The following is a 25749-nucleotide window of genomic DNA, read 5'->3' as shown; positions in this document are numbered from 1 at the left end:
CTTTATAGATTTTATACTCAACAAAAGTATAAAGCATACAAAACTTCACTTTGAACCAGTATTTATACTATATCCCGTATCAAGAACTCTATTATTATTTTTCTAAAATACAATTTTCAAATATCCTGAAATATAGCAAAAAGAGATTGGGTAAAAATTCATTGTCTCTGCTCACTCAATTATCAGATTCATATCGGAAAACTTAATTCTTACTGTCGTTCCTTTTCCAATCTCAGACTCAATACGAATCTGGTGCCCCAGTTCTTCAGAAATTTTCTTAGATAGGTAGAGACCAAGTCCAGATGACTGCTGGGTTAGGCGTCCATTATATCCTGAGAAACCACGTTCAAAGACTCGGAGGACATCACTGTTTTTTATCCCGATTCCTGTATCCTTGATACAGAGTTCCTGGCCTTCCATATAAATCTCCAGACCACCTTCCTTGGTGTACTTGAGACTATTTGAGATAATTTGTTCAATGACCACTAGTAGCCACTTCTTATCCGTCACGATTTCTTTATCAAGGTCATGTAGATTGACATTTAAGCCTTTTTGAATAAAGAAAAGAGCATATTTACGAATTATTTCCTTGACCAAGTCCTCGATTTGCACCTGCTTCAAGACCAAATCATCATGGAAACTTTCTAAACGCAGGTACTGTAAGACTAGATTGGTATAGGAGTCGATTTTGAAAATTTCCTGTTCTAATTGCTGCTTCAGTTGGCGGTCGGCTACTTCTGCAACTAAGAGTTGACTGGCTGCAATGGGGGTCTTTATCTGATGGACCCACAAGGTATAGTAATCCAGCAAATCCGTCAGTTTTCTTTCTGAATCTGACCTCTGCTGATAGAGTTCCATCTCACGCGCCTCTAATTTTTCTGCTAAAGCTATTTCCAAAGGAGACTGAGCTTCCCTCTCTCCGTAGAGAACTTCCTTGCGATAGACCTGCATTTCCACCAATATATCCCAAGCGAAAAATAAAATAGTTACAAAGCAACACAGCAGGAAAAAGTAGAGAAAGTAAATTCCTAGACTGGCAAATAAAAACTGAAAGAGCAAAACCAGAAACGTCAAAGAAATCAGATAGACAAAAAGACGACTACGGGAGCGCAGATAGGCTAGAAAAAATTGTTTCCAATCAAGCATGCTTTAATCCGTACCCTATCCCTTTCTTGGTCTCGATAAATCCTACCAAGCCCTGCTCTTCCAATTTTTTACGCAAACGAGCCACGTTAACTGAGAGGGTATTATCATCAATGAAAAAGTCACTGTTCCAAAGTTCCCGCATCAGGTCATCACGCGCTACGATGTTGCCTGCATGCTCAAACAAAACGCGTAAAATCTGAAACTCATTCTTAGTCAAATTTAAGACTTGCCCTTGATAATGTAAATCCATGGATTTTGTATTGAGGATAACACCGGCATATTCCAGTAAACTCTCGTCACGCCCGAACTCATAGGAACGGCGCAACAATCCCTGAACCTTGGCTAAAAGAACCTGCTGGTCAAAAGGCTTGGTCACAAAGTCATCCGCCCCCATATTGATTGCCATGACGATATCCATAGCCTGGTCTCTCGAAGACAGAAACATGATGGGCACCTTGGAAATCTTGCGGATTTCCTGACACCAGTGATAGCCATTAAACAAGGGCAAACCAATATCCATGAGAACCAGATGAGGCTCCGACTGAACAAACAGACTCAACACTTCCATAAAGTCTTCTACCAGAACCACTTCAAATCCCCATTCAGAGAGAATTTTCCCGACCTGTTGACGAATAACCTGATCATCTTCTACTAATAAAATCTTATGCATGCGCTTCTCCTTTGCTAATTCTAGGAGTCTTAAATCCTTTATTATAAATAAAGGGGCTGGTATCTAATACTTTTTTGACATTTCCTTGTCACAACAGCTCAAAAACAAATAGCGAATAACCCCATTGATATCATACCTTATTTTCATACATAGTGCCAGCCCTACCCTTTTATTTTTTATCTTTAATTTTTTCAACCTTCATTACAGTTCTTTTATCCATCTCCTTAACCAAAATTTATATCTATTCTTCCAAACCTTGAGTGTAGTTAAAACGACACTCTATACTCTTCTAACATTGAAAAGCTCCTTATCGAGTGGTATCCGTAAAAAATTCTAGCTTTCAGATTGACAATCTGAAAAAGATTTGTTAAGATATGAATGAATATGATTTAATATTCATTCATAAAAGAGGTGAATCAAATTGGACAAAAAACAGGCTTTGAAATCCGCAGCTTATGAAGTTTTTTCAAAAAAAGGATACAAGGCGACAGGAATTTCAGAAATTGCTAGACAAGCTCATATGGCAGTCGGATCTTTTTATAACTATTACGAAAGTAAAGAAGCTATTTTTTTAGATATCTATATTGATGAAAACAATCGTGTTCGCCAAACTATGATCGAAGAACTGGATTGGGAAATTGATATGATTGATCTTATTAGTCAACTCTTTGCTCAATCCAGAGCACTCGTTTCTTCCAATAAAATCCTTGCAGAATGGTACAATCCTGCCATAGCAGATGAGTTGCATAGCTACTATTCCTCAGAAGAAGGGAAAGTCACGAATCCATTTCATCAATTTCTCGTGAAAACCTTTACTCATCGTTTACAGGCTGAAGGCCATTCTCCAGAAAAAATTCAAGATATTTTACAAGTTTACAACCTATTTTACTACATGGATATGCATATCACAGAAAATGATTTTCCAGATATTAGCAAAACTGTAGAAATACTAGCAACCAACTTCATTAAAGGAATACTGAAATAAAGAAATCTTTTCTTTATTTTTTGAAAATTCTTGAATGAAGAAAAATATTATTCATTCATAAAAATTATTACACTATAGGAGCTTAAAAATGAAACGAGGGAAAAAAATGTTCATGATTATTCTAACTACACTTGGAGTGCTCGGCTTTATATCTTGGGGAATCATTGCCTACCTTGGACGAAGTCAGACATTATCGATAAAATCTATCGAAAATCCCGGCGGAGATTTGTATTTAATTCATATCACAAAGCCGAGTCATCAAATCTGGAAAGCTGGGGCTTTTGCTAAATTTACACTCCCTGATACGTCGTCCGCTGCTAGGAAAAACGAAGCTAAGGGAGAGCAGACCAGTCGATGGCTAACCATTGCCTCCACACCTGATGAAGATGAAATTCTCATTCTAACGCATAATAGTGGTAGCCACTTTAAAGAAACCTTAACACATTTACCAGCTGGTAGTGAAATTGAGATGAGTTGGCTGGAGTCATCTTTATCTGTTGAAGACAATGACCAAGCACTGGTTTGTTTTGCCTCTGATGTCGGTATTTCTACTCTACGTTCAGTTGTGAAAGAGTGGGCTGGTAAGCGCTCCATCATTCTTAATCATTTAGACAAAGGAGTAAGCATTTTTGATAATGAGTTAAGAGAGCTTAGTCAGAACAATCCGAATCTAACTTATAAAACTAGCGAAACCTTTTCTCAAAGCCAAGCATTTCTAAAAAATGCGGTTGAGAAATACGGCAACCAAGCTATTTATCTCTTGACCGGCCAACCTGATGATATAAATGAGATGAAAAATTTCTTAAAAGAGAATGGGATTGACGACAAACAGATACAAACAAGTATGTTTAGAGGTTTGAAATAAAAGCAAACTGTCTTCTATGTATCTGAATTATACCATTATAGGTCGGTATGTAGAGAGCTCGTACAAACCAACTAGTAAATTCTATGTGATTGTGATAAGATAAATAAAAAGAAAGGAGCCCTTATGGCCAATATTTTTGACTATCTGAAAGATGTAGTGCACGATTCCTTTTACAACCTTCCATTGAATGAATTAGATGTTTTAGCCTTAACAGAAACCACCTACCTCTCCTTTGATAATCTAGTCTCCACAACTCCTCAGCGTCTTTTAGCCCTTGCACCTCAGGTTCCAAGAGAATCGAACATGTTGACCAATAAAAATCGGCTCCAGTTGTTGGATGAATTGGCTCGACACAAACGCTTCAAGAATTGCAAACTCTCCCATTTTATCAACGACATCGACCCTGAACTGCAAAAGCAATTTGCGGCTATGACCTACCGTCTCACTCTCGATACCTATCTGATTGTCTTTCGTGGGACAGATGACAGTATTGTTGGCTGGAAGGAAGATTTCCACCTGACCTATATGAAGGAAATTCCTGCTCAAATGCATGCCCTCTCCTATTTAAAGAACTTTTTTGCCCATCATCCTAAGCAAAAGGTCATTCTGGCTGGACATTCCAAAGGAGGAAATCTAGCTATCTATGCTGCTAGTCAAATTGAGCAAAGCTTGCAAAATCAGATCACAGCAGTTTATACCTTTGATGCGCCTGGTCTCCACAAAGAACTGACACAAAGCGAGGGCTATCAAAGAATAATGGATAGAACCAAGGTCTTTATCCCACAAGGTTCTATTATCGGTATGATGCTAGAAATTCCTGCCTACCAAATCATCGTGCACAGTACTGCCTTGGGTGGTATCGCCCAGCACGATACTTTTAGCTGGCAAATTGAGAACAAACACTTTGTCCAACTGGATAAGACCAATAGCGAGAGCCAACAAGTCGACACGACCTTCAAAGAATGGGTTTCCACAGTCCCTGATGAGGAACTTCAGCTCTACTTCGATCTCTTCTTTGGCACCATTCTTGATGCTGGCATTAGCTCCATCAATGACTTGTCTTCCTTCAAGGCTATTGAACACATTCATCATCTCTTTGTCCAAGCGCAATCCCTCACTCCAGAAGAAAGGGAAATCATGGGTCGCCTTACCCAGTTATTGATTGATACCCGTTACCAAGCCTGGAAAAATAGATAGTACCTTTCAAAAATCAAATGAATACAAAACAAAAGACCTAGAATACATACTTTCATGTGCATTCTAAGTCTTTTTAAATAAAATCTAACTACCAAATAACCCCTTTATAGGCTAGCAAAATGATAACTAATATCGGAACATAAAAGGCGAGGAAGAGCCATTTCATTTTAACACAGAGAGCCACGTACTCCCGAATAAAAGCAGATGGTATGTAGTAGCCGGCTGTCCTACATCCGAGTCCATCTCCCTTCATATTTAACTTACGAGCATAGGTACTAGTTCTAAAGACATGATAGTCATTTGTAACAAAGAGGAATTGAGGTTGGGCTACCAGTTTCTCTCCAAGTTCCTTAGAAAAGAGAAGGTTCTCGTAGGTAGTCCTTGACTGATCCTCCAGAATAATCGCATCTTGGGGAACATCTGTCTCCGTAAGCAGATAGTTTATAATGGCCTGCGCTTCAGAAATCTTTTCATCTGCTCCTTGACCACCACTGGCAATAATTTTTATGTTAGAATTCTTAGACTTGTGGTAAGCTTCTACTGCCTTATCAATTCTCCTCTTTAGCAAAGGTGTTACCTTTTCTCCGCCTAATAAACCAGCACCGTGAATGATAATAAAATCATAATGCTTCTTCTTAGGAATAAAGAGATATAAAATAGAGTACAACATAAAACCCACGAAAGCAAAACCAAAAATAAAGTAAGAATAAACGATTAATACAAATAAAATGTTTAGAAAGTGATGTGTATAAAATAATTCATTTCGATCTCCTAATCGAAATGAAATCAAGGGAAAAAATACTAAAATGACTATTCCAAAAAGCGTTGAGAGATAATTGGCTTTTGAACGTCCTTCTCGCTTCAGCAGGATAATACCATTATAGATTAAAAAGATACCACTCAAAAAAATCAGAAACGGGAGTAAAATAAAGGCAACTACATAAAAAGCTAACTGAACATTCTCATACCCATTTTTATAAAAAAGGTGGGATAGAGAAATATAACTTGAAATGAGGGATAATAAAAATAATACTGGATTCCACAAACTTCTGTTATCTTTCCAAAATGACACTATAAAGGCTAATACAATTCCTATAACGAGATACATTTCTTCCTCCTTTAATAACTACATTTTATCATAATTATCCGGCGTAAAAAAGAGGGCATTTATCCCTCTTAATCCTTCATTTGACTCTCTGCGTCAGCTACGACTTGTTCTAGACTGGTCTGACCAAGTTCAGCCTCCATAGCCAGCTGAATTCTATCCAATTTTTGATCCAAAATATCATGAATATGAGCTCCAACTGGGCAATTTGGATTTGGATTATCATGGAAACTGAAGAGTTGACCGGTCTTACCAAGACATTCGACCGCCTGATAAACATCTAAAAGACTAATGTCCTTAAGATCCTTGACAATCTCTGTTCCCCCTGTTCCGCGCGCGACTGAAATCAGCTCTGCCTTCTTCAACTGGGACAAGGTCTTTCTGATAATGACAGGATTGACCCCGACACTAGCAGCCAGAAAATCACTGGTCACCTTGCTTTCCTTCCCCTCGAGGGCAATGATTATCAGCATATGAGTCGCAATGGTAAATCTACTTGGAATTTGCATCCTCTTCTCCTTTTTACGAGGCTCCCCTGCCTCTACTCTTCTTTTTCTTTTATTATACCCTTTTTAGTTGTAATGTCAATCGTTACCACTTTTCAACCAAGCATCTAATTCCCTATCATAGCCCTCTTTCTGGGCTAATTTTCTCAAAAATTCCTGATTGTGAGTATGGTGGATCCCATTGACCAGACTTTCATAGTAAACCTCAAAATAGGGAAGTTTAAGATCTTTAGCCAGCTGCAATTCAGCTGCCACATCGTAGTCCACCCGTCGAAAGTCCATATCTACCAAGCCCTTGTCATCAAACTCCAAAATCATATACTGGGCCCGCAAGTCCTTCCGCAACTGGGCATCTAGAAAGAAAGGTTGCCCAATCGAACCCGGATTAACAATCAATTGCCCACCAGTCCCGTAACGAAGCAACTGCTGGTGAATATGACCATAAACAGCAATATCACAAGGCGGATTGGTCACCAAGCGGTCAAAGTCCTCTTGCGCTCCAGTGTGAATCAGCTCTCTCCCCCAGTTCTTATCAGGAAGATGGTGGCTAATTCCTACCGTCAAATCACCAAACTGACGATGAATATGGAGTGGTTGATTGTGGAGCAGTTCAATTTCTTCTAGAGAAATTTCCGCTAAAACATACTGGCACTGGCGCAAGAGATAGCGTTGACTGGGACGAGTACTATCCAATTCCTTGCGGACACCATGCCAAAGACTGTCTTCCCAGTTTCCCAAAACTCTAGCTGTAATCGGTAGTTGAGCCAACAGGTCCAAAATCCTTCTACGCCCTGTCCCTGGCATGAGAATATCTCCCAAAAGCCAGTATTCATCCACTCCTCGCTGCCGAGCATCTGCCAAAACAGCCTCCAAGGCGGTGGTATTTCCATGAATATCTGAAAGAAGAGCTATTTTCGTCATATCCATCTCCTCGTTTTTTCTCTTGCAATAAGTATAACATAAAAAGTCACAGCTAGAGAAATCTAGCTTTTTTTGATATACTAGATAAAGATATTAGACAAGAGGAAACGAATGACCCCGAATAAAGAAGATTATCTAAAATGTATTTATGAAATTGGCACAGACCTGCATAAAATCACCAACAAGGAAATTGCGGCTCGTATGCAAGTCTCTCCCCCCGCCGTAACTGAAATGATTAAACGGATGAAAAGTGAAAATCTCATTCTCAAGGACAAGGAATGTGGCTATCTACTGACTGACCTCGGCCTCAAACTGGTCTCTGAGCTCTATCGTAAGCATCGCTTGATTGAAGTTTTTCTAGTTCATCATTTAGACTATACGAGTGACCAGATTCACGAGGAAGCTGAGGTATTGGAACATACTGTCTCTGAGCTATTCGTGGAGAGACTAGAAAAATTACTTGGATTCCCCAAGACCTGCCCTCACGGAGGAACTATTCCTGCCAAGGGAGAACTCCTAGTTGAAATCAATAACCTGCCACTAGCTGACATCAAGGAAGCTGGATCCTATCGCCTAACTCGGGTGCACGATAGTTTTGACATTCTCCATTATCTGGATAAGCACTCACTTCATATCGGTGACCAGCTCCAAGTCCAGCAGTTTGATGGCTTCAGCAATACTTTCACTATCCTCAGTAACGAAGAGGATTTACAAGTAGGTATGGACATTGCCAAACAACTCTACGTCGAGAAAATCGACTAATTTCTCAAGTACCCCAACCAACCCTGAAAGTTTTATTTTCAGGGTTTTATTTCTATCATTTGATTTTACTTTCATTTAGTTGTAGAATATTTGTAAAAAAAAGAAATATATTTTAACATATGAAAAAATCACTAAAAATTTTTGCGACATCCAAATGGTTTGACCTCTTCGGGGTTGCTTTGGTCGTTGGGATTGCGATTGCATCTGGTTACCTCAACTCACGTCTCGATAAATTCGTAGACTGGGGACCCTGGACTGCTCTTGTTCCCTTTGGATTGATTTCCGTAACCAACGTTGGGATTTCCATGTTGTCCACTCGTTTTACGGGAAAATTAAGCAAATGGGGAAATTACTTTGGCATTGTCAATACCATTTTGTCTGGTACCATTGATTATATCCTTGGAAATAAGGCGGCCATTATTACCTATCCTGTCACCTTCCTCATTTACACCTTTGCTATTAAGAAATGGGAAGCTTCGCAGGAAGGCAGACCTAACCAAATGAGCCAAAAACAGGTAAAATTAGCGGCCATCATCATTTCCATCATCGCCTTCCTCTTTGCCTTTGTGACCAACTATATCGGCTATGGAGGTAAGATGAATCTCCTTGCCTATGTGACAACTATTGCCTTTGCACTGTCCCTCATTGCCAATGCTTTGAATGCATTGAAACTAACAACTCAGTGGGGCTTTTGGTTGATTTACAATTTCGTTCAGCTGGCAAAGGCTGGTATTCAAGGAAATTTTGCCAATATCGGAAAATACATCTTTTATATCCTCAATGCAATTGGAGCTTTATTTGTCTGGAACGATGAAGAGGTGGAACAATAAGAAGGAAATCAAATAAAGAAATCTAACAGAATTTCCTTACTAAAATTTTTTACCATTTTACTTGTAACTCCCATTCTTTTGGAGTAGAATGAAGCTAGATAAAAGAGGGAGGTATTGTCATGAAAAAACTCTTTAGAATCCATTTTGCAGCCATCGTAGTCAGCGATTTGCTACTGTTGGTAACTTTCAGACCCCGATACGAACTTTCTTTGGAGAGAGGCCTGATTTTTTGCTTCATTTTCATCCTTGCTCAAGGACTACTGCTATTTCGCTTGGTCAATCGACTCAAAAAACATTTCTCTGAGATTTATCCTCAAATCAACAAAAAAATTCGCCTTTACTATTTAGAGATTCTCTCCGCCGACCTACTATTATTTGTCTTTTTAGCCATCACTGGCCCTCAACATTTTTACTCTCTTACTCCAGTCTTTACTTCCTGTCATTCTACTTTTTATTATATGACAGCTGACCACCTAAGAGAAAACTATCCTGACTTTTACAACAAACATATCTCTTTGTGGGAATGTCTCTAAGGAAAAGGAGGTCTTAGCATGAAAAAAATCATCTACACCAAGACCATTGAGCTCCTTGTCATTGATGGAATTATGCTGGCATTTTTGACATTTAAAGAGAGACTTACTTGGGATTGGATTTTAATTTATAGCGGTTGGCTCATTTTCTTTCATCCTGTGCTATTGACCTATCTTTCTAACCAGCTTTGTGACCACTTTAGTCAACTCTATTTCCAGATTAGACCAAGATTCTGGCGTTTTGCCTTACAAATCCTCCTATGGGATAGCCTGATCATTCTCTCCTTGATATATTTAAGTGGTATGCCACTTTTCCTTCAGGGCACTCTCCTCATCCTAGGACATCTCATCCCTTCCTATCGCATAAGCCAAAGCCTGAAAAGAGACTTTCCCCAAGCCTATCAAGAACAGATTTCATTTTGGAGTATTTTGTAATAGATGAGAAAAACCAAGCCGGCTGGGCTTGGTCTTTCTTATCTATTTTTAGTATCAAGGATAATGGTAACAGGTCCGTCATTGACCAGCTCAACCTGCATATCCGCTCCAAAGATACCTGTCTGAACGGGTACTTCTTGCGCTAATTTTTGATTGAAAGCGTCATAGAAGTCTGATGCCATATCTGGTTTGGCTGCACCTGTGAAAGCTGGACGATTGCCTTTCTTAGTATCCGCAAAGAGGGTAAACTGAGAAATAGAGAGGATTTCTCCTTCAATATCTTTGACAGACAGGTTCATCTTGCCTTCTGCGTCTGAAAAAATCCGCATATTGACAAGCTTTCTCACGGCATAGTCCAAATCTTCCTCTTGGTCCTCTGGTCCAACACCAACCAGCAATAAGAGTCCCTGATTGATTTTTCCCTGAACCTGACCTTCAATACTGACTTGGGCTTTTGTAACCCGTTGGATAATGATTTTCATAATAGCCTTTCTAGTAAGAGCTAGGTCAATTAGCCGTTAGTCCGTTTGACAGAGTAAACTTCTGGCACACTCTTAATCTTGTCCACGACCGTGGTCAATGTAGAGAGGTTGGCAATACCGAAGGAAACATGAATATTGGCAAACTTCATATCCTTGGTTGGTTGGGCATTGACCGTTGAAATATTCTTGGTTGTGTTTGAAAGAACTTGCAGTACATCATTCAACAGTCCTGTACGGTTGAGGCCGTAAATATCGATATGGGCCATATACTCCTTATTTGAGCTAGAGTACTGATCTTCCCACTCCACATCAAGAAGTCGTTGCTCGTAGTTTTCTTGGGCACGCAGGTTCATACAGTCCACACGGTGAATAGCCACACCACGCCCCTTGGTAATGTAGCCAACAATATCGTCACCAGGAACAGGATTACAACACTTGGCAATCCGCACTAGGAGACCCGAGGCTCCTTCAATGACCACACCACCCTCATGCTTAACCTTGAGGGTTTCTTTGTTTTCAACCTTGACCTCTCCACCTTTGACAAGTTCTTCTGCTTCAGCCTTGGCCTTGGCACGTTCTTCTTCACGACGTTCCTTTTCAGTCAGACGGTTAAAGACAGTAATAGCACCGATTTCTCCAAAACCAATGGCCGCAAAGAGTGATTCTTCTGTCTTGTAGCTGGTCTTTTGCAGAACTTGGTCCATGTGACGCTTGTCCATGAATTTATTTGCTACATAGCCATTTTCTTGGAACTGAGCCATCAACATCTCACGACCCTTGTTAACAGACAATTCCTTATCTTGATTTTTAAAGAACTGACGAATCTTGTTACGCGCCTTGCTAGTCTTGACCATATTGAGCCAGTCACGGCTCGGCCCAAAGGAGTTCGGGTTGGTAACAATTTCAACCTGATCTCCTGTCTTGAGCTTAGTTGTCAGTGGAACCATACGGCCATTGACCTTGGCACCAGTCGCTTTTTCACCAACTTTAGTATGAATTTCATAGGCAAAGTCAATCGGTCCTGAATCTTTTGGAAGAGAGCGGACAGCCCCATCTGGAGTAAAGACGTAAATCTCCTCAGCCAGATAGTTTTCCTTAACTGAATCGACAAATTCCTTGGCATCATCAGCTTGGTCTTGGAGCTCCATCATCTCCTTGATCCAGTTCATCCCAATAGCTGATTCCTTGCTGTTAACCTGCCCCTTAACGCCTTTCTTATAAGCCCAGTGAGCCGCAACCCCGTACTCAGCCACCTCGTGCATGGCCTTGGTCCGAATCTGGAATTCGATCGGCCCTTTGGGCCCATAAACAGTCGTATGGATAGACTGATAACCATTGGCCTTGCGATTGGCGATATAGTCTTTGAAACGACCAGGCATGGGTTTCCAAAGTTCATGAACATAACCAAGCATGGCATAAACATCACTTTGGGTATCTAAAATACAACGAATGGCAATCAGGTCATAGATTTCCTCAAACCGTTTTCTCTTATCCTGCATTTTGCGGAAAATAGAGTAAATATGCTTGGGACGACCGTAAATCTTCCCTTTCAAGTGATGATCCGTCGTATATTCCTCTAATTTTGTAACTACCTCATCCACCAAGGCTTCACGCTCTCTGCGCTTTTCCTTCATCATATGGGTAATCTTATAAAACTCCGTAGGATTGAGATAACGGAAAGACAGGTCTTCCAATTCCCATTTGACACTGGAAATCCCCAAACGATGGGCAAGCGGGGCATAGATTTCCATGGTTTCTTTGGAAATACGCTCCTGCTTGTCTTTTCGAAGGTGTTTCAGGGTCCGCATATTGTGCAAGCGGTCTGACAGTTTGACCAAGATAACACGGATGTCCTCAGACATGGCCATAAGCATCTTGCGATGATTTTCTGCCAACTGCTCTTCGTGAGACTTGTACTTAACTTTACCAAGCTTAGTAACTCCATCTACGATTACCCGCACATCAGGACCAAACTCTCTTTCCAAATCGTCCAAGGTCGCATCTGTATCTTCTACCACATCATGCAAGAAACCACAAGCTACCGTTACAGCATCCAGCTTGAGTTTGGCTAAAATCCCTGCCACTTGGATAGGGTGAATGATATAAGGCTCGCCTGATTTGCGGTATTGACCACTATGGCAATCCACTGCATAGACCAAGGCCTTATGGACAAAATGGACATCCTCTTCCGTTAAATATTCTTTTGTTAAAGCGACAACTTCTTCGCCTGTTAAATTCACTTCTTTTGGCATCTCTACTCTCCAATTCTTCCTACCATTTTATCACTTTTTTAAGAATATGAAAACTAGATTGGAACAGAATAAGAAAAAAATAATTCAGAATTGCTTGATAATTCTGAATTATTATTCTATAATATATTACGAAGTTAGATTTTAAACTTAGGTGATAGAAGGAGAGATAGAAGAACGGAAACTATATTGTAACCGAAAGACTGTCTGACTTCCCCAATTCCATTGAAGATACAAAAGATAAACGATGGAACTCGTGTCACATACACTGGTACCTTGACTGGATTTTGGAATTAAAAATCCTCAAGATACTTTCTTTTATCCTCTAGTTTATAAGGAGAACACCTATGAAAAAAACTGCTATTTCTATCTTTGCTCTCCTAGTGTTAGGAGTTAGCTGCCTGTTTCTATTCAGCCAGCAAAGCTATAAAAAAACAGTCGTTCAATACTATGCTAACGACCAAAACCTGCCCAATAGGATAACTTATAGTGAATATAGCGATAAACGAGAAGCCAACTACGGTGGCACTCTAAACATCACATCTATCAAACAAGCTAATGACGGAGTTTATGCAACCTATGAAGGGCAATTGACACCTCTCCAATATTGATAAATTGATAACCAGCCTGTCTTCATCTAGTCATGCTGGTTTTTAAGTTCATTCTAAATCCTTACCTATTCTTCCTAACTGTGCTATACTTAATTTACTACATTCTTTGAGATTGGAGCTAATATGAAAATCCATAAAACCGTGAATCCTGTTGCCTATGAAAACACCTATTTCCTAGAGGGCGAAAAGCACCTCATCGTTGTCGATCCTGGTAGCCATTGGGAAGCTATTCGTCAGACCATCGAGAACATCAATAAACCGATCTGCGCTATTCTCCTTACCCACGCCCATTATGACCATATCATGAGTCTGGACTTGGTTCGCGAGACTTTTGGCAATCCTCCGGTCTATATCGCAGAGAGCGAAGCCAGCTGGCTCTATACTCCCGTCGATAATCTCTCTGGGCTTCCTCGTCACGATGATATGGTAGATGTGGTCGCAGAACCGGCTGAACACACTTTTATCTTTCACGAAGAATACCAACTAGAGGAATTTCGTTTCACTGTCTTGCCAACACCAGGTCACTCTATCGGCGGTGTTTCTATCGTCTTTCCTAATGCTCACCTAGTCTTGACAGGTGATGCTCTGTTCCGTGAAACCATCGGACGGACCGACCTTCCGACTGGTAGCATGGAGCAACTCCTTCATAGTATTCAGACCCAACTCTTCACTCTACCAAACTACGATGTCTATCCAGGACATGGTCCAGCTACAACCATCGCTCACGAAAAAACTTTTAATCCTTTTTTCTAGCAAAATGATGACAATCAATAGCACAATTTAAGTAAACTATCCAGCAAATCTTTCTATTACAAAAGGCATCCAGTCAAGGTTTTCACACCTGATTGGGTGCCTTTTTTCTGATGACTAAATTTTTTGCCTTACCAAATAATCACGCGCTCTTCTGGTGAACGCCACATACCGTCTCCTTCTTTGACATCATAGGTTGTAAAGAAATCATCGAAGTTTGGTACTTGTACATTGACACGGAGTTTGGCCGGTGCGTGCACATCGACGCTAGCCAAAAGTTTCATAAATTCTGGTCGACCTTTCATGCGCCAGATACGACCGAAGTTGTAGAAGAATTCTTCTGCTGAGAAGTCTGGTTCTCTCTTAGCTGCTTCAAGCGCTGCAGCGATCCCTCCCAAGTCAGCTACGTTTTCTGACACAGTCAATTTACCGTTGATGGTTGCACCATAAGAATCCTGTCCATCAAACTGGTCAATAACTTTTTGTGTTTTCTCTTTGAAGGCGGCATAGTCGCTCTCTGTCCACCAATCTTTTAGACTACCATTTTCATCAAAGGAAGCTCCGTTGGTATCAAAGGCGTGAGAAATTTCATGGGCAATAACCGCCCCAATACCACCGTAGTTAGCAGAAGATGACTGGTGCAAGTCATAGAAAGGCGCTTGTAAAATAGCTGCTGGGAAGACAATCAGGTTCTTCTGTGGATTGTAGTAGGCGTTGACCATATGAGCAGGCATGCCCCATTCCTTGTAGTCTACAGGCTGGTTCCACTTGCTCCAACTGTGCTTGATTTCCACACGCGCAAAGGCTAGAGCATTTTCAAAAAGACTAGCATTTTCATCCACTACTTTGTCCTTATAGCATGCTGGCAATTCTTCTGGATAACCAATATAAGGCTTGATGACATTGAGTTTGACGATGGCCTTGTCACGAGTTTCAGGAGTCAGCCAGTCATTCTTAGCCAAGCGTTCCTTATAGACATCAATCATGGTTGCCACTTTTTTCTCCACGTCCGCCTTAGCTTCTGGAGAGAATTTTTCATGGGCATACCAGAGACCCAAGGCTTGTTTGAAAGGACCTTGTGCTAGCTGGTAGGCTGCCTTGACCTTGTCTTTGGCTTCTGGAACTCCTGAAAGCGCACGGCTATAGGCACCTGACAAGACACGGATTTCTTCTGTTAAATAGCTGGTTGAGAGATTCACAACACTTAAAATTAAGGTTGCCTTGAGGAGAGGCCATGCCTCTTCACTATAGAATTGATCTGCTGCTTGCCAGAAGCGTTCCTCGTCTACAATAACCTTGTCTGGCACTTGTCCAAGAACCGCTTGGAAGAAGTCATCCAAAGGTAGAGCAGGTGCGAATTCCTTGAAGTCTTCGTAAGCATATGGATGGTAGAGCTTGGCATATTCTGAACTTTCTTCATTAGAAAGCACCACTGCCGCAACTCGACGGTCCAATTCAAGTCTTTTTTCTAGCAAATCTTCAATTTCTTCATCAGAGAAATCATATTTCTTGAGGAGATTTGCGCTGCTTTCTTTCCAAAGAGTCAAGAGCTCTTCGCGCTGAGGATGGTCTTCTGCATAGTAGGTCGTATCTGGCAGAATCGTGCTTGGAGCGCTAGCCCATAAAACGTTGATTCTGGCATCCATAAAGTCTGGCGATACACCAAAAGGAAGGAAGTTTGGTTTTCCTGCAAGCTCAAACTCTGCTAGTTTAGCTGTAAAATCCGCAAAAGTCTCCAATTCTTGGAATTCTTTAAGAAGTGGTAAGACAGGTGTGATACCGTCAGCTTCTCTCTTGTCAAAATCACGAACTAGGCGGTGGTATTTGACAAAGTTCGCCAAGATAGCATCCTCAGGCACATCTTCACCTGCCAACCACTTGTCTGTTGTCGCCAACATCAGGTCTTCAATTTCCTGGTCTAAATCAACAAAACCTCCCGTTTGAGACTTATCTGCTGGGATTTCTGCTGTTTTCTGCCATTCTCCATTGATTGCATCATAAAAATCATCTTGATAACGTGTCATCTTGTTCTCGCTTTCATTTGTACTTGTTTTTAGCTTAACAAAAATTAACTGGGAATGCAATTAAAAATGAACTTTCTCTTTCCATCATTTTTCAGTTATTATTTTAATTTTTTTAAAAATTAACTTGACTTAATTTTTTTTTTAATGTATATTAAGAGGCAGGAGGAATACAAGTTTATGATACGTATCGAAAACCTCAGTGTCTCCTACAAAGAAACGTTGGCACTTAAGGATATTTCACTAGTGCTCCACGGACCAACAATTACCGGTATCATTGGCCCAAACGGCGCTGGGAAATCAACACTAGTAAAAGGGATGCTGGGAATTATCCCACATCAAGGTCAGGCATTTCTCGATGACAAGGAAGTTAAAAAATCCTTACACCGAATCGCCTATGTCGAACAAAAAATCAATATCGACTACAACTTTCCCATCAAGGTCAAGGAATGTGTCTCGTTAGGACTCTTTCCCTCTATCCCTCTCTTTCGAAGTTTAAAGGCTAAACATTGGAAGAAAGTGCAAGAAGCCCTTGAAATCGTCGGTCTAGCTGACTATGCTGAACGGCAAATCAGTCAACTGTCTGGAGGTCAATTCCAGCGGGTCTTGATTGCCAGATGTTTGGTACAGGAAGCCGACTATATCCTCTTGGATGAACCCTTTGTTGGGATTGACTCTGTCAGTGAGGAAATCATCATGAATACGCTGAGAGATCTGAAAAAAGCTGGGAAGACGGTTCTCATCGTCCACCACGACCTCAGCAAGGTTCCCCACTACTTCGATCAAGTCTTGCTTGTCAATCGAGAAGTGATTGCCTTTGGTCCAACCAAAGAAACCTTTACCGAAGCCAATCTCAAAGAAGCTTACGGTAATCGACTATTTTTCAATGGAGGTGACCTATGATTGCAGAATTTATCGATGGATTGCAAAAATTCCATTTCTTACAAAATGCCTTGATAACAGCCATTGTCATCGGGGTCGTAGCTGGAGCTGTGGGATGTTTCATCATCCTACGCGGGATGTCACTCATGGGAGATGCCATTTCACATGCTGTCTTGCCAGGTGTTGCCCTCTCCTTTATCTTGGGCCTTGACTTCTTTATCGGAGCCATTGTCTTTGGATTGCTAGCTGCCATCATCATTACCTACATCAAGGGGAACTCGATTATCAAAAGCGATACCGCCATCGGCATTACCTTTTCTTCTTTCTTAGCCCTCGGTATCATCTTGATTAGTGTCGCTAAAAGTTCAACTGACCTGTTCCATATCCTTTTTGGTAATATCCTGGCCGTCCAAGATACGGATATGTTTATTACTATGGGTGTGGGGGCAGCCATTCTCTTGTTAATCTGGATTTTCTTCAAGCAACTCTTGATAACTTCCTTTGATGAACTCTTGGCTAAAGCCATGGGAATGCCTGTCAATTTCTATCACTACCTTCTCATGGTACTCTTGACTCTCGTGTCTGTGACAGCCATGCAAAGTGTCGGAACTATCCTGATTGTAGCCATGCTGATTACCCCAGCTGCAACTGCTTATCTGTATGCTAATAGCCTGAAAAGCATGATTTTCCTTTCCTCAACCTTTGGAGCGATAGCTTCAGTTTTGGGGCTCTTTATCGGCTATAGCTTTAACGTTGCGGCAGGTTCTAGTATCGTGCTCACAGCTGCTAGTTTCTTTCTCATTAGCTTCTTTATCGCTCCAAAACAACGATATTTGAAACTGAAAAATAAACATTTGTTAAAATAAGGGGCAAAACCCCAATAAATTGGAGGATCTAATGAAAAAATTAGGTACATTACTCGTTCTCTTTCTTTCCGTCATTGCTCTTGTAGCATGTACTAGTGGAAAAAAAGATGCAGCTTCTGGTCAAAAACTAAAAGTTGTTGCTACAAACTCAATCATCGCTGATATTACTAAAAATATTGCTGGTGACAAGATTGATCTTCACAGTATCGTTCCTGTTGGCCAAGACCCACACGAATACGAACCACTCCCTGAAGACGTTAAGAAAACTTCTCAAGCTGATTTGATTTTCTATAACGGTATCAACCTTGAAACAGGTGGCAATGCTTGGTTTACAAAATTGGTAGAAAATGCTAAGAAAACTGAAAACAAAGACTACTTTGCAGTCAGCGAAGGCGTTGATGTTATCTACCTTGAAGGCCAAAACGAAAAAGGCAAAGAAGACCCACACGCTTGGCTTAACCTTGAAAACGGTATGATCTTTGCTAAAAATATCGCAAAACAATTGAGCGCTAAAGACCCTAGCAACAAGGAATTCTACGAAAAAAATCTCAAAGAATATACTGATAAGCTAGACAAACTTGACAAGGAAGCTAAAGAGAAATTTAACAACATTCCTGCTGAGAAAAAACTCATTGTAACCAGCGAAGGATGCTTCAAATACTTCTCTAAAGCCTACGGTGTCCCAAGTGCCTACATCTGGGAAATCAACACTGAAGAAGAAGGAACTCCTGACCAAATCAAGACCTTGGTTGAAAAACTTCGCCAAACAAAAACTCCTTCACTCTTTGTAGAATCAAGTGTGGATGACCGTCCAATGAAGACTGTTTCACAAGACACAAACATCCCAATCTACGCACAAATCTTTACTGACTCTATCGCAGAACAAGGTAAAGAAGGCGACAGCTACTACAACATGATGAAATACAATCTTGATAAGATTGCTGAAGGATTGGCAAAATAATCTAGATATTAGTTTATCTATTACTAGGTTCTTGTCTCTCTTTACATTACTTCTAATATTAGCTTTGTTAGTTCTATCTCTAGCTAAAAAAAGCGTTTATAAGAATAAAGATTTCTTAAATCAGTACGAACGAAGTGAGTTTTTACCAGATATTTCTCACTGTAGTGGTATCCTAGATAAGAACTTTGATCTTATCTAGGACGGAATTTTTGAGACCTAAGGCTCAAAAATTAGGGATGAAATTCCGAAGGAAGTTGCTCCCGTCCGCACTACCTTCGAGAAATATCAAATAGATAAAAAATCTGAAAAACGTCATTCTCACATGAGCTGGCGTTTTTTTCTATGCTCATATTTTCGGTCAAATCATTGGAAAATTCTGACCGTTTCAGCTAAAATGGAAGAAAAAAGATTGGAGTATCTTATGGTAACTTTTCTCGGAAATCCTGTGAGCTTTACAGGTAAACAACTACAAGTCGGCGACAAGGCACTTGATTTTTCACTCACTACAACAGACCTTTCTAAAAAATCTCTGGCTGATTTTGATGGCAAGAAAAAAGTCTTGAGTGTCGTGCCTTCTATCGATACAGGCATCTGCTCAACTCAAACGCGTCGTTTTAATGAAGAACTGGCTGGACTGGATAATACGGTTGTCTTGACTGTTTCAATGGATCTACCTTTTGCCCAAAAACGTTGGTGCGGTGCTGAAGGTATTGAAAATGCCATCATGCTCTCAGACTATTTTGACCATTCCTTTGGACGTGATTATGCCCTCTTAATCAATGAATGGCACCTATTAGCACGCGCAGTCTTTGTCCTCGATACCGACAACACTATTCGCTACGTTGAATACGTGGACAATATCAACTCTGAACCAAACTTCGAAGCCGCAATTGAAGCAGCTAAAGCCCTATAGAAAAAATCCTCTGTCCCAAAGAGTTCCCTACTCTTTGAAACGGAGGATTTTTGCTTACGAGTAAATATAAATTCAATCAGATAAAAACAACTATCTTACTCTACAGATTTCAAGGCTTCAAGCATATCAACCTTTCTCAGATGATAATTGACAAAGAAACCAAGCAGGGTCAAAATGATGCTTACTGCTGCCACTGGGATTACATAGACCTCCCAGCCTACCTTCGGATAAAAGAGAATAGTCGCAGGCGAAATCATTTGAATCAAAAATTGGTGTAAATAGAAACCTGATACCAGACCAAGTAGGATTCCCACGAGAGACAAGACAATCGTCTCACGATAAATGTAGAGGGTGACTTCTTTATTATGAAAACCGAGCACCTTGATAGTAGAGAGTTCACGTATTCTCTCAGCTACGTTGATATTGGTCAGATTGTAAAGGATAACAATAGCCAATAGAACCGACACGATGACCAAGATGGTCATGGTCTGATTGAGTGAGCTAGCGACGGAGTCAAAGAGCCGAATAGCTGAAGCATTCTGGACGACGCTAGACACCGCAGCTTGATTCATAAGCAAGCCTGCCTGCCTTTCGATACTAGGCGCACTAGTATCCTTTAGCGTAACCAGATAAGTGTTGGCTTGGGGTAGCTGTCCATAAAGTTGCTCATAATTGGCTTGGTTCATATAAATAAAATGACCAACGTAGTTCTCAGCAATGGCAGCAACCTTTAGCTCCTTACCTTCAATTTCTAGAGTCTGCCCAACCTTGACACCTGCCAGCTGGGCAAGTTTAGCTGTAATAACGACGCCATCTTTTAATGTCAACTCTTGCTGATGGTCTTGCAGATGGATAAAGGGAGTCAAATCCTCCTTATCTGTCATCATAAGAGTAATGGTTTGAAGACCAGCCTTACCTTTGAAATCCTTGTCTAGCGTTTGTGAATAAATTTTCTGATAGGCTTTGATGTCCTGCCCTTTCAACACTTCTTCTAGATTTACCTTGTCCTGATTGGTCGCACTAGGATTTTCAGAAATAATCATCTGATACTGTTGGATTTGTTGGAACTGTTTAGACGGAACTCCTGCTACAGAGGATTGGATTCCCAAACCTGCAAAAAGCAGAGCGACTGAACCTGCCACACCAAAGATTGTCATCAACATCCGCTGCTTATAACGAAAGATATTGCGGGCTGTTACCTTATGAGTAAAACTGAGACGGCGCCAGATAAAACCGATACGCTCCAGTAAGATTTTAGCTCCTTTGACAGGTGGTTTAGGCAATAAAAGCTGGGCTGCTTCGTCATGAAGTTCCCTACGAGCCACCAGATAGGCTGGTAACACACTCGCCAACCAACTTAAACCAAGGGCCAGCAAACTATAGGTCCAATAAAACTGAATCTGGGTTTCTCCCACCACCATGCCTTTTGTAATGACACTTGAAATCACACTGGCTAGTAAATAATGGCCAAGTATACTACCTAGAGCTGTTCCGACAGTCCCAGCTACTAGACCGTAAAGGAGAAACTTGGCAATAATATCTTTGCTACGATAACCCAAGGCCTTAAAAATACCTGCATGTGTTCGCTCTTCATCCACAAAGCGAGTCATGGTGGTAAAGGTCACCATAGCTGCTACGGCATAAAGCACTACAGGAAAGATATTGCCCACTGCCCGAATACTGGATGAAGCATTGCTATACATGAGATAGCCCTGACCACCTGGTATGGTTTGCCGATTATAGATTTGATACTTGGGCTCAGCTAAATCATCCAAGGATTGCTGATGTTTTTCTAATTTTTCCTTTTCTTGGGCTAGATTTTCTTCAGCCTTCTTTAGTTTGTCTTCTTCCTTGCTCAATTCCTGCTTAGCTTGGGTAAGTTGAGCACGAGACTGCTCTCTCTGGGCTTGAGGAAGCAAGGCTAGTTGACTTTCCTGAGCCTGTAAACGAGCTTGGGCAGTTGCTAAACGACGCTTGCCTTCCTGCAAATTAGTCTCAGCTTTGTCAAGGGTCTCTTGGCCCTTGTCTAGAGACTCTTGTCCTTCTTTTTTCAAGAGTTGCAGACGTGCCTTACCATTATCTGACAAAGCTTGTTCAAGGTCTTCCTGATGTTGCTTGGATTTCTCTTCATAAGCTGCTGAAAAAGCATTTAAACCTGCTAAATCTTGATATTTCAAGCGTGCTATATTATAGACTTTTTGATCAAACTGGCTAGGCAAAATCACCCCGTAAGCTGTCAGAGTCCCACTTCCACTTCCTGCATAGCCCATATCTCGCTGGGAGAGGATTTCAGCCGAATCCACAAAACCAGTAATGGTATAAGTATAGTCTTTTAAAGAGGAATGACCCTCTTCTTTTTCTTTAAAACTAATCTCCTGTCCCACGCTGAATTGGCCCTGCAAATGACTGGCCAAAGCGATTTCCTGGTCTGACTGAGGAAGTCGTCCCTCTCTTAGCTGAAAGATTGAAATTCGCTCTGGTTTAGAATACAGCCGAATGGCATCCTGCCCATTATCCATAGTCACATCTGTCAAATAGCCAAACTCAACCTCTGCGCCCTCTATCTGTTCTAGTTCTTCTTGATCTGTTTGATCCAAACCATAATTAGACATAACTGCCAAATCCAAGGTTTGAGCAGTTGTTAAATAAGCATTAGCTGTCGCCTCCATGTTGGGGCTAGTCACTTTGAGGCCTACTAAGGCTAGAGAGCCCAACATCATCAAGGTCAAGATAGATAAAAAACGTCCCTTAGAGCCTGTGAAGGACTGAATTAAGTCCTTCCAATAGGTTTTTCGCTTGATCATACTAGTACTCCAAACTGTCGATATCCTGAGGATGCTGGTTCATCACCACATCCTTGACACTGGCATCGTGCATATGAATCACGCGATCAGCAATGGGCGCCAAAGCTCCATTATGAGTCACGATGATCACCGTCGCTCCCTTTTGACGAGACATGTCTTGGAGGATTTTCAAAACCTGCTTGCCCGTCTGATAATCCAAGGCTCCAGTCGGTTCATCACAAAGGAGAATTTTAGGATTTTTGGCTACCGCGCGTGCAATGGAGACTCGCTGTTGCTCCCCTCCAGAAAGCTGGGCTGGAAAGTTATTGAGACGATGAGCCAGACCTACATCTGTCAAGACCTGCTCAGGATTCAAGGCATCTGTCACAATTTCTGAGGCCAGTTCCACATTTTCCTTAGCGGTTAGATTGGACACTAGATTATAAAACTGAAAAACAAAACCGACATCATTGCGGCGGTAATTGGTTCTCTGGTGGGAACTATAGTCTGCAATATTGGCACCATCAATCCAGATTTCCCCCTCGTCATTGGTATCCATTCCCCCAAGAAGGTTAAGAACCGTTGACTTGCCTGCACCAGATGCACCTAGAATAATAACCAATTCACCCTTTTCAATCTCAAAATTCACATCACGATTGGCCACAATCTCCGTGTCCCCAACCTGATAACGCTTGTAACAGTGTTTCATCTCAATATAAGCCATCAGAGCCACCTTCTCTCAAACAAATTACTTCCTACTACCATTATAACGCTTTTTCAACTAGTTGGAAACTGCTTACATTCTCAAATCCTTCAAAAAAGGCAGCCTCAAATCACTGCCTTCTATTATCTTCTTAAAAATAAAATTGAACCAGATCGCCTTCTGCTGTCGTCACTGAAATACAATCTTTCTCTATGCATTTCACTTTTGCTTTTTCTTGATTCACTTCAATCACACTTTTTTCAATACCTGGATAAGAGACTCGCAAATTACCTACACTTCTTGATAAAATGGTCATCTGTAAGAGCTTTTTATCCTCCCACCGCATACTAACTTCAAAATGTCCACGTGCCATTAAGCCTGAAACGGAACCTCTTGACCATGCATCGGGTAGAGCAGCTAGGGGCACCAGATAAGCTGTATGAGACTGGAGCAACATTTCCGCCATACCACTAGTAGCACCAAAATTACCATCTATCTGAAAAGGAGGATGGGTGCACCAAAGATTGGGCAAGGTGGATGTCTTTAACTGCTCTGCTAATAATTTATGGGCTCGATTGCCATCTCCCAAACGCGCCCAGAGATTGATCTTATTGGCCTTAGACCAGCCTGTGCCGCCATCTCCACGATCATTGAGACTAGCACGCGCGGCTTCAAGATACTCCTGCCCCTTATAGCTAAAGAGATTTCCAGGATAGAGTCCCACTAGATGGGAAGCGTGCCGATGCTGGGCCTCCACTTTCTCATTTTGAAAATACTGCTCTTCCTCCTCATACCACTCCCTGATTCGACCAGATTGAGTGATTTGAAGAGGATTAAGCAAGTCAAACTTCTCCTTGACCTCAGTCAACAAAGCCTCATCCAGTCCCAATTCCTGAGCAGCCTGAATAAAATCATGGAATAATTGCCAAATCAGAGATTGGTCATAGGTATTGCCAATCGAAATCGGCCCATGTTCTGGAGAATAAGACGGAGAAGACACCCAACGCTGCGCCTGCTGATCCTTATGTAAAAAGGCATTCCAAAAACGAACCGTTTCCCTCAACATGGGATAAATTTTCTCCCTGAGATAGTCTTGATCCCTATAAAATGAATAGGCTTCATAAACGGTTTGCATCATCCACGCATTGGCAGCTGGTGACCAACCCCAATAGTAATCCCAACCAGGTGCCGTCCAACCAAAGGGAGTCGCTTGAGTATGAACCAACCAACCATTCTCCTCCCCTTCCTGAGAGACGATTCCTGCATACCTTGCAGCTGCTAGACGACCATAAACACGCAAATCATCTACATAGTTGATGACCGGAAAGGCCGTCTCTAGGAGATTGCTAACATAGGATGGCCAATAATTCATCTGCAGGTTGATATTCAAGTGATAGTCCGAATTCCAAGGAGGATTGTCGACCGCATTCCAGACCCCTTGCAAGTTGGCTGGTAGAGCATCTGGACAGTCTCTAGAAGAACTAATCAATAAATACCGCCCATACTGGAAGAACAATTCCTCCAAAGCCTGCCCCGCTTGTGGCTTATAATTTTTTAACAAATCATCTGTAGTGGAGGTGTCTACATCAGCTCCCAAATCCAATTGAACACGTTGGAATAAGGCTTGGTAGTTCTGAATATGCCTTGATTTCAATTGGGCATAGCCCTTTTCTTTAGCTATCTCCACCAAGTCTATCACCTGTTGCTCTAAATCTAGTTTCTTGCGATAATTACTAGCAGGATTTTGGGCAAAATCTGTCTTAGCCGCCAAGAAGAGATTGGCATAACTGGCTCCTGATATCTGAACCTTATCTGACCTGACTATAATGTCTCCATCCGTTTCCCAAGCTAGATAACTAGCAAACCGCAGATCATTATCCTTAACCCGCCCCTTCATCAAGATATGAGAAGAAGTGATATCCAGCTGGCACTCCTTGTAATCAGATTTTTCCTGCTCATACTTTCCATCAGAAGCCAAATCACGACTTAGCGACAGTTCTATAGTAAAATCTAGAGTTTCCAACCCTTCCTTAGTAAAGCGCTGAATCAAGAGATCATCTGGAAAACTTGCAAAGACTTCACGTTCAAATCGCGTTCCCTTATAGGCATAAGAAGTCATCGCAAGCGCCTTACTGATATTCAGCTGTCTCTGATAGTCCGTCACCTGAGACAAAGTCTTGCCTTGATTACTAAACTCAATGAAAATATCTCCAAAGGACAGATAGGTCCCATATTGACTCGTTTGGGGCCCAACTAGGTGCTGTTCAGCCAGTTCCTTAGCCCGATTGTAATCTCTCTTTTCCAAAGCCTGCCGAATCTCAGCTAAAAAACCATACTGATCCTGAAGATTTCCACCCTGATAATCTAAACTATCAGGAAGTGGACCTCCAGACCAAAGACTCTTTTCATTGAATTGAATCCGCTCAGCCCCTATAAGCCCAAAGATTTTAGCACCTAGAGAACCATTACCTATCGGTAAGGCCTCTTCTTCCCAGCCCTTATATGTTGTTGACGCTGGTTGCTTGTAGACCAATACATAATCTTGTTTTTTATTCCTTATCATACTACCATACTAA

24 protein-coding genes are annotated in these 25749 nt (G+C 41.3%); 13 read left to right on the top strand and 11 right to left on the bottom strand.

The window, feature by feature from the left end:
* Nucleotides 1-171: 171 nt before the first annotated feature.
* A complete protein-coding gene (locus K4Z77_RS06515; protein WP_224218822.1) occupies nt 172-1146 on the bottom strand; it encodes a sensor histidine kinase in 975 nt (324 codons plus the stop codon).
* Nucleotides 1139-1816 carry a response regulator transcription factor gene (locus K4Z77_RS06510; RefSeq protein ID WP_084375216.1) on the bottom strand — a complete coding sequence of 226 codons (678 nt, stop codon included), beginning with the start codon at nt 1814-1816 and terminating at the stop codon, nt 1139-1141. The genes K4Z77_RS06515 and K4Z77_RS06510 overlap by 8 nt, the downstream gene beginning before the upstream one ends.
* Nucleotides 1817-2231: 415 nt before the next feature.
* Between K4Z77_RS06510 and K4Z77_RS06505 the strand changes: the two genes are divergently transcribed.
* The 3 genes from K4Z77_RS06505 to K4Z77_RS06495 all read left to right on the top strand — a co-directional run bounded on the left by K4Z77_RS06505 (nt 2232) and on the right by K4Z77_RS06495 (nt 4863).
* Entirely contained in the window at nt 2232-2801 is a 570-nt protein-coding gene (locus tag K4Z77_RS06505) for a TetR/AcrR family transcriptional regulator (RefSeq protein WP_101776789.1), read from the top strand.
* A gap of 88 nt (nt 2802-2889) precedes the next feature.
* A complete protein-coding gene (locus K4Z77_RS06500) occupies nt 2890-3666 on the top strand; it encodes a ferredoxin reductase domain-containing protein (RefSeq protein WP_224218821.1) in 777 nt (258 codons plus the stop codon).
* 123 nt (nt 3667-3789) lie between these two features.
* Nucleotides 3790-4863, top strand: a complete 1074-nt coding sequence (locus K4Z77_RS06495; RefSeq protein ID WP_224218820.1) for a DUF2974 domain-containing protein — start codon at nt 3790-3792, stop codon at nt 4861-4863.
* A gap of 88 nt (nt 4864-4951) precedes the next feature.
* Here the strand turns inward: K4Z77_RS06495 and K4Z77_RS06490 are convergent, their stop codons facing one another.
* From K4Z77_RS06490 to K4Z77_RS06480, 3 genes are all read right to left on the bottom strand, one after another.
* Nucleotides 4952-5971: a YdcF family protein gene (locus tag K4Z77_RS06490; protein ID WP_224218819.1), complete on the bottom strand. Its 1020-nt coding sequence runs from the start codon at nt 5969-5971 to the stop codon at nt 4952-4954.
* Between the two features lie 68 nt (nt 5972-6039).
* Complete coding sequence (locus tag K4Z77_RS06485; protein WP_224218818.1) at nt 6040-6477, bottom strand: Rrf2 family transcriptional regulator; 438 nt, start codon at nt 6475-6477, stop codon at nt 6040-6042.
* A gap of 75 nt (nt 6478-6552) precedes the next feature.
* The gene (locus K4Z77_RS06480) at nt 6553-7395 is read right to left on the bottom strand and encodes a metallophosphoesterase family protein (protein ID WP_224218817.1); all 843 of its coding nucleotides are present in this window, start codon (nt 7393-7395) and stop codon (nt 6553-6555) included.
* Between the two features lie 111 nt (nt 7396-7506).
* Here K4Z77_RS06480 and K4Z77_RS06475 point away from each other — a divergent pair, with 111 nt between their 5' ends.
* The 4 genes from K4Z77_RS06475 to K4Z77_RS06460 all read left to right on the top strand — a co-directional run bounded on the left by K4Z77_RS06475 (nt 7507) and on the right by K4Z77_RS06460 (nt 9952).
* On the top strand, nt 7507-8157 hold the full coding sequence (locus K4Z77_RS06475) for a metal-dependent transcriptional regulator (RefSeq protein ID WP_224218816.1): 651 nt from the start codon (nt 7507-7509) through the stop codon (nt 8155-8157).
* A 119-nt stretch (nt 8158-8276) separates the two neighbouring features.
* Nucleotides 8277-8987, top strand: coding sequence for a nicotinamide mononucleotide transporter (locus tag K4Z77_RS06470; RefSeq protein WP_224218815.1), 711 nt, complete (start codon nt 8277-8279; stop codon nt 8985-8987).
* A gap of 119 nt (nt 8988-9106) precedes the next feature.
* Nucleotides 9107-9520, top strand: a complete 414-nt coding sequence (locus K4Z77_RS06465) for a hypothetical protein (RefSeq protein WP_224218814.1) — start codon at nt 9107-9109, stop codon at nt 9518-9520.
* An 18-nt stretch (nt 9521-9538) separates the two neighbouring features.
* Nucleotides 9539-9952: a hypothetical protein gene (locus K4Z77_RS06460; RefSeq protein WP_224218813.1), complete on the top strand. Its 414-nt coding sequence runs from the start codon at nt 9539-9541 to the stop codon at nt 9950-9952.
* 38 nt (nt 9953-9990) lie between these two features.
* Here the strand turns inward: K4Z77_RS06460 and dtd are convergent, their stop codons facing one another.
* Both dtd and K4Z77_RS06450 read right to left on the bottom strand, forming a co-directional pair.
* Nucleotides 9991-10434, bottom strand: a complete 444-nt coding sequence (dtd, locus tag K4Z77_RS06455) for a D-aminoacyl-tRNA deacylase (protein WP_004255596.1) — start codon at nt 10432-10434, stop codon at nt 9991-9993.
* 29 nt (nt 10435-10463) lie between these two features.
* A complete protein-coding gene (locus tag K4Z77_RS06450; protein ID WP_224218812.1) occupies nt 10464-12686 on the bottom strand; it encodes a RelA/SpoT family protein in 2223 nt (740 codons plus the stop codon).
* A 344-nt stretch (nt 12687-13030) separates the two neighbouring features.
* On the opposite strand from K4Z77_RS06450, the gene K4Z77_RS06445 reads away from it, so the two are divergent.
* Nucleotides 13031-13294, top strand: a complete 264-nt coding sequence (locus K4Z77_RS06445; protein ID WP_000750447.1) for a hypothetical protein — start codon at nt 13031-13033, stop codon at nt 13292-13294.
* A 123-nt stretch (nt 13295-13417) separates the two neighbouring features.
* Nucleotides 13418-14047 carry an MBL fold metallo-hydrolase gene (locus K4Z77_RS06440; protein ID WP_224218811.1) on the top strand — a complete coding sequence of 210 codons (630 nt, stop codon included), beginning with the start codon at nt 13418-13420 and terminating at the stop codon, nt 14045-14047.
* Nucleotides 14048-14175: 128 nt separating this feature from the next.
* On the opposite strand, the gene pepO is transcribed toward K4Z77_RS06440, so the two are convergent.
* Complete coding sequence (gene pepO / locus K4Z77_RS06435) at nt 14176-16068, bottom strand: endopeptidase PepO (RefSeq protein ID WP_224218810.1); 1893 nt, start codon at nt 16066-16068, stop codon at nt 14176-14178.
* A 177-nt stretch (nt 16069-16245) separates the two neighbouring features.
* On the opposite strand from pepO, the gene K4Z77_RS06430 reads away from it, so the two are divergent.
* From K4Z77_RS06430 to tpx, 4 genes are all read left to right on the top strand, one after another.
* A complete protein-coding gene (locus K4Z77_RS06430; RefSeq protein ID WP_101782551.1) occupies nt 16246-16968 on the top strand; it encodes a metal ABC transporter ATP-binding protein in 723 nt (240 codons plus the stop codon).
* The gene (locus K4Z77_RS06425) at nt 16965-17813 is read left to right on the top strand and encodes a metal ABC transporter permease (RefSeq protein WP_049524593.1); all 849 of its coding nucleotides are present in this window, start codon (nt 16965-16967) and stop codon (nt 17811-17813) included. The genes K4Z77_RS06430 and K4Z77_RS06425 overlap by 4 nt, the downstream gene beginning before the upstream one ends.
* Nucleotides 17814-17844: 31 nt before the next feature.
* Nucleotides 17845-18774 (top strand): metal ABC transporter substrate-binding lipoprotein/adhesin PsaA, encoded by a 930-nt coding sequence (gene psaA, locus K4Z77_RS06420; protein WP_045611179.1) that lies wholly within the window; start codon nt 17845-17847, stop codon nt 18772-18774.
* Nucleotides 18775-19195: 421 nt separating this feature from the next.
* Nucleotides 19196-19687 carry a thiol peroxidase gene (gene tpx / locus K4Z77_RS06415; protein WP_224218809.1) on the top strand — a complete coding sequence of 164 codons (492 nt, stop codon included), beginning with the start codon at nt 19196-19198 and terminating at the stop codon, nt 19685-19687.
* A 95-nt stretch (nt 19688-19782) separates the two neighbouring features.
* On the opposite strand, the gene K4Z77_RS06410 is transcribed toward tpx, so the two are convergent.
* From K4Z77_RS06410 to K4Z77_RS06400, 3 genes are all read right to left on the bottom strand, one after another.
* A complete protein-coding gene (locus K4Z77_RS06410; protein ID WP_224218808.1) occupies nt 19783-22491 on the bottom strand; it encodes an FtsX-like permease family protein in 2709 nt (902 codons plus the stop codon).
* Nucleotide 22492: 1 nt separating this feature from the next.
* Complete coding sequence (locus tag K4Z77_RS06405; RefSeq protein WP_000323357.1) at nt 22493-23194, bottom strand: ABC transporter ATP-binding protein; 702 nt, start codon at nt 23192-23194, stop codon at nt 22493-22495.
* 130 nt (nt 23195-23324) lie between these two features.
* On the bottom strand, nt 23325-25736 hold the full coding sequence (locus K4Z77_RS06400; RefSeq protein WP_224218807.1) for a glycoside hydrolase family 95 protein: 2412 nt from the start codon (nt 25734-25736) through the stop codon (nt 23325-23327).
* Nucleotides 25737-25749 lie beyond the last annotated feature (13 nt).

It is taken from the genome of Streptococcus mitis subsp. hohhotensis (genome assembly GCF_020089495.2).
GTDB classification, from domain to species: Bacteria; Bacillota; Bacilli; order Lactobacillales; family Streptococcaceae; genus Streptococcus; species Streptococcus hohhotensis.
Note: the sequence above shows the minus strand (reverse complement) of the source record. Positions and strands in the feature narration are given on the sequence as shown.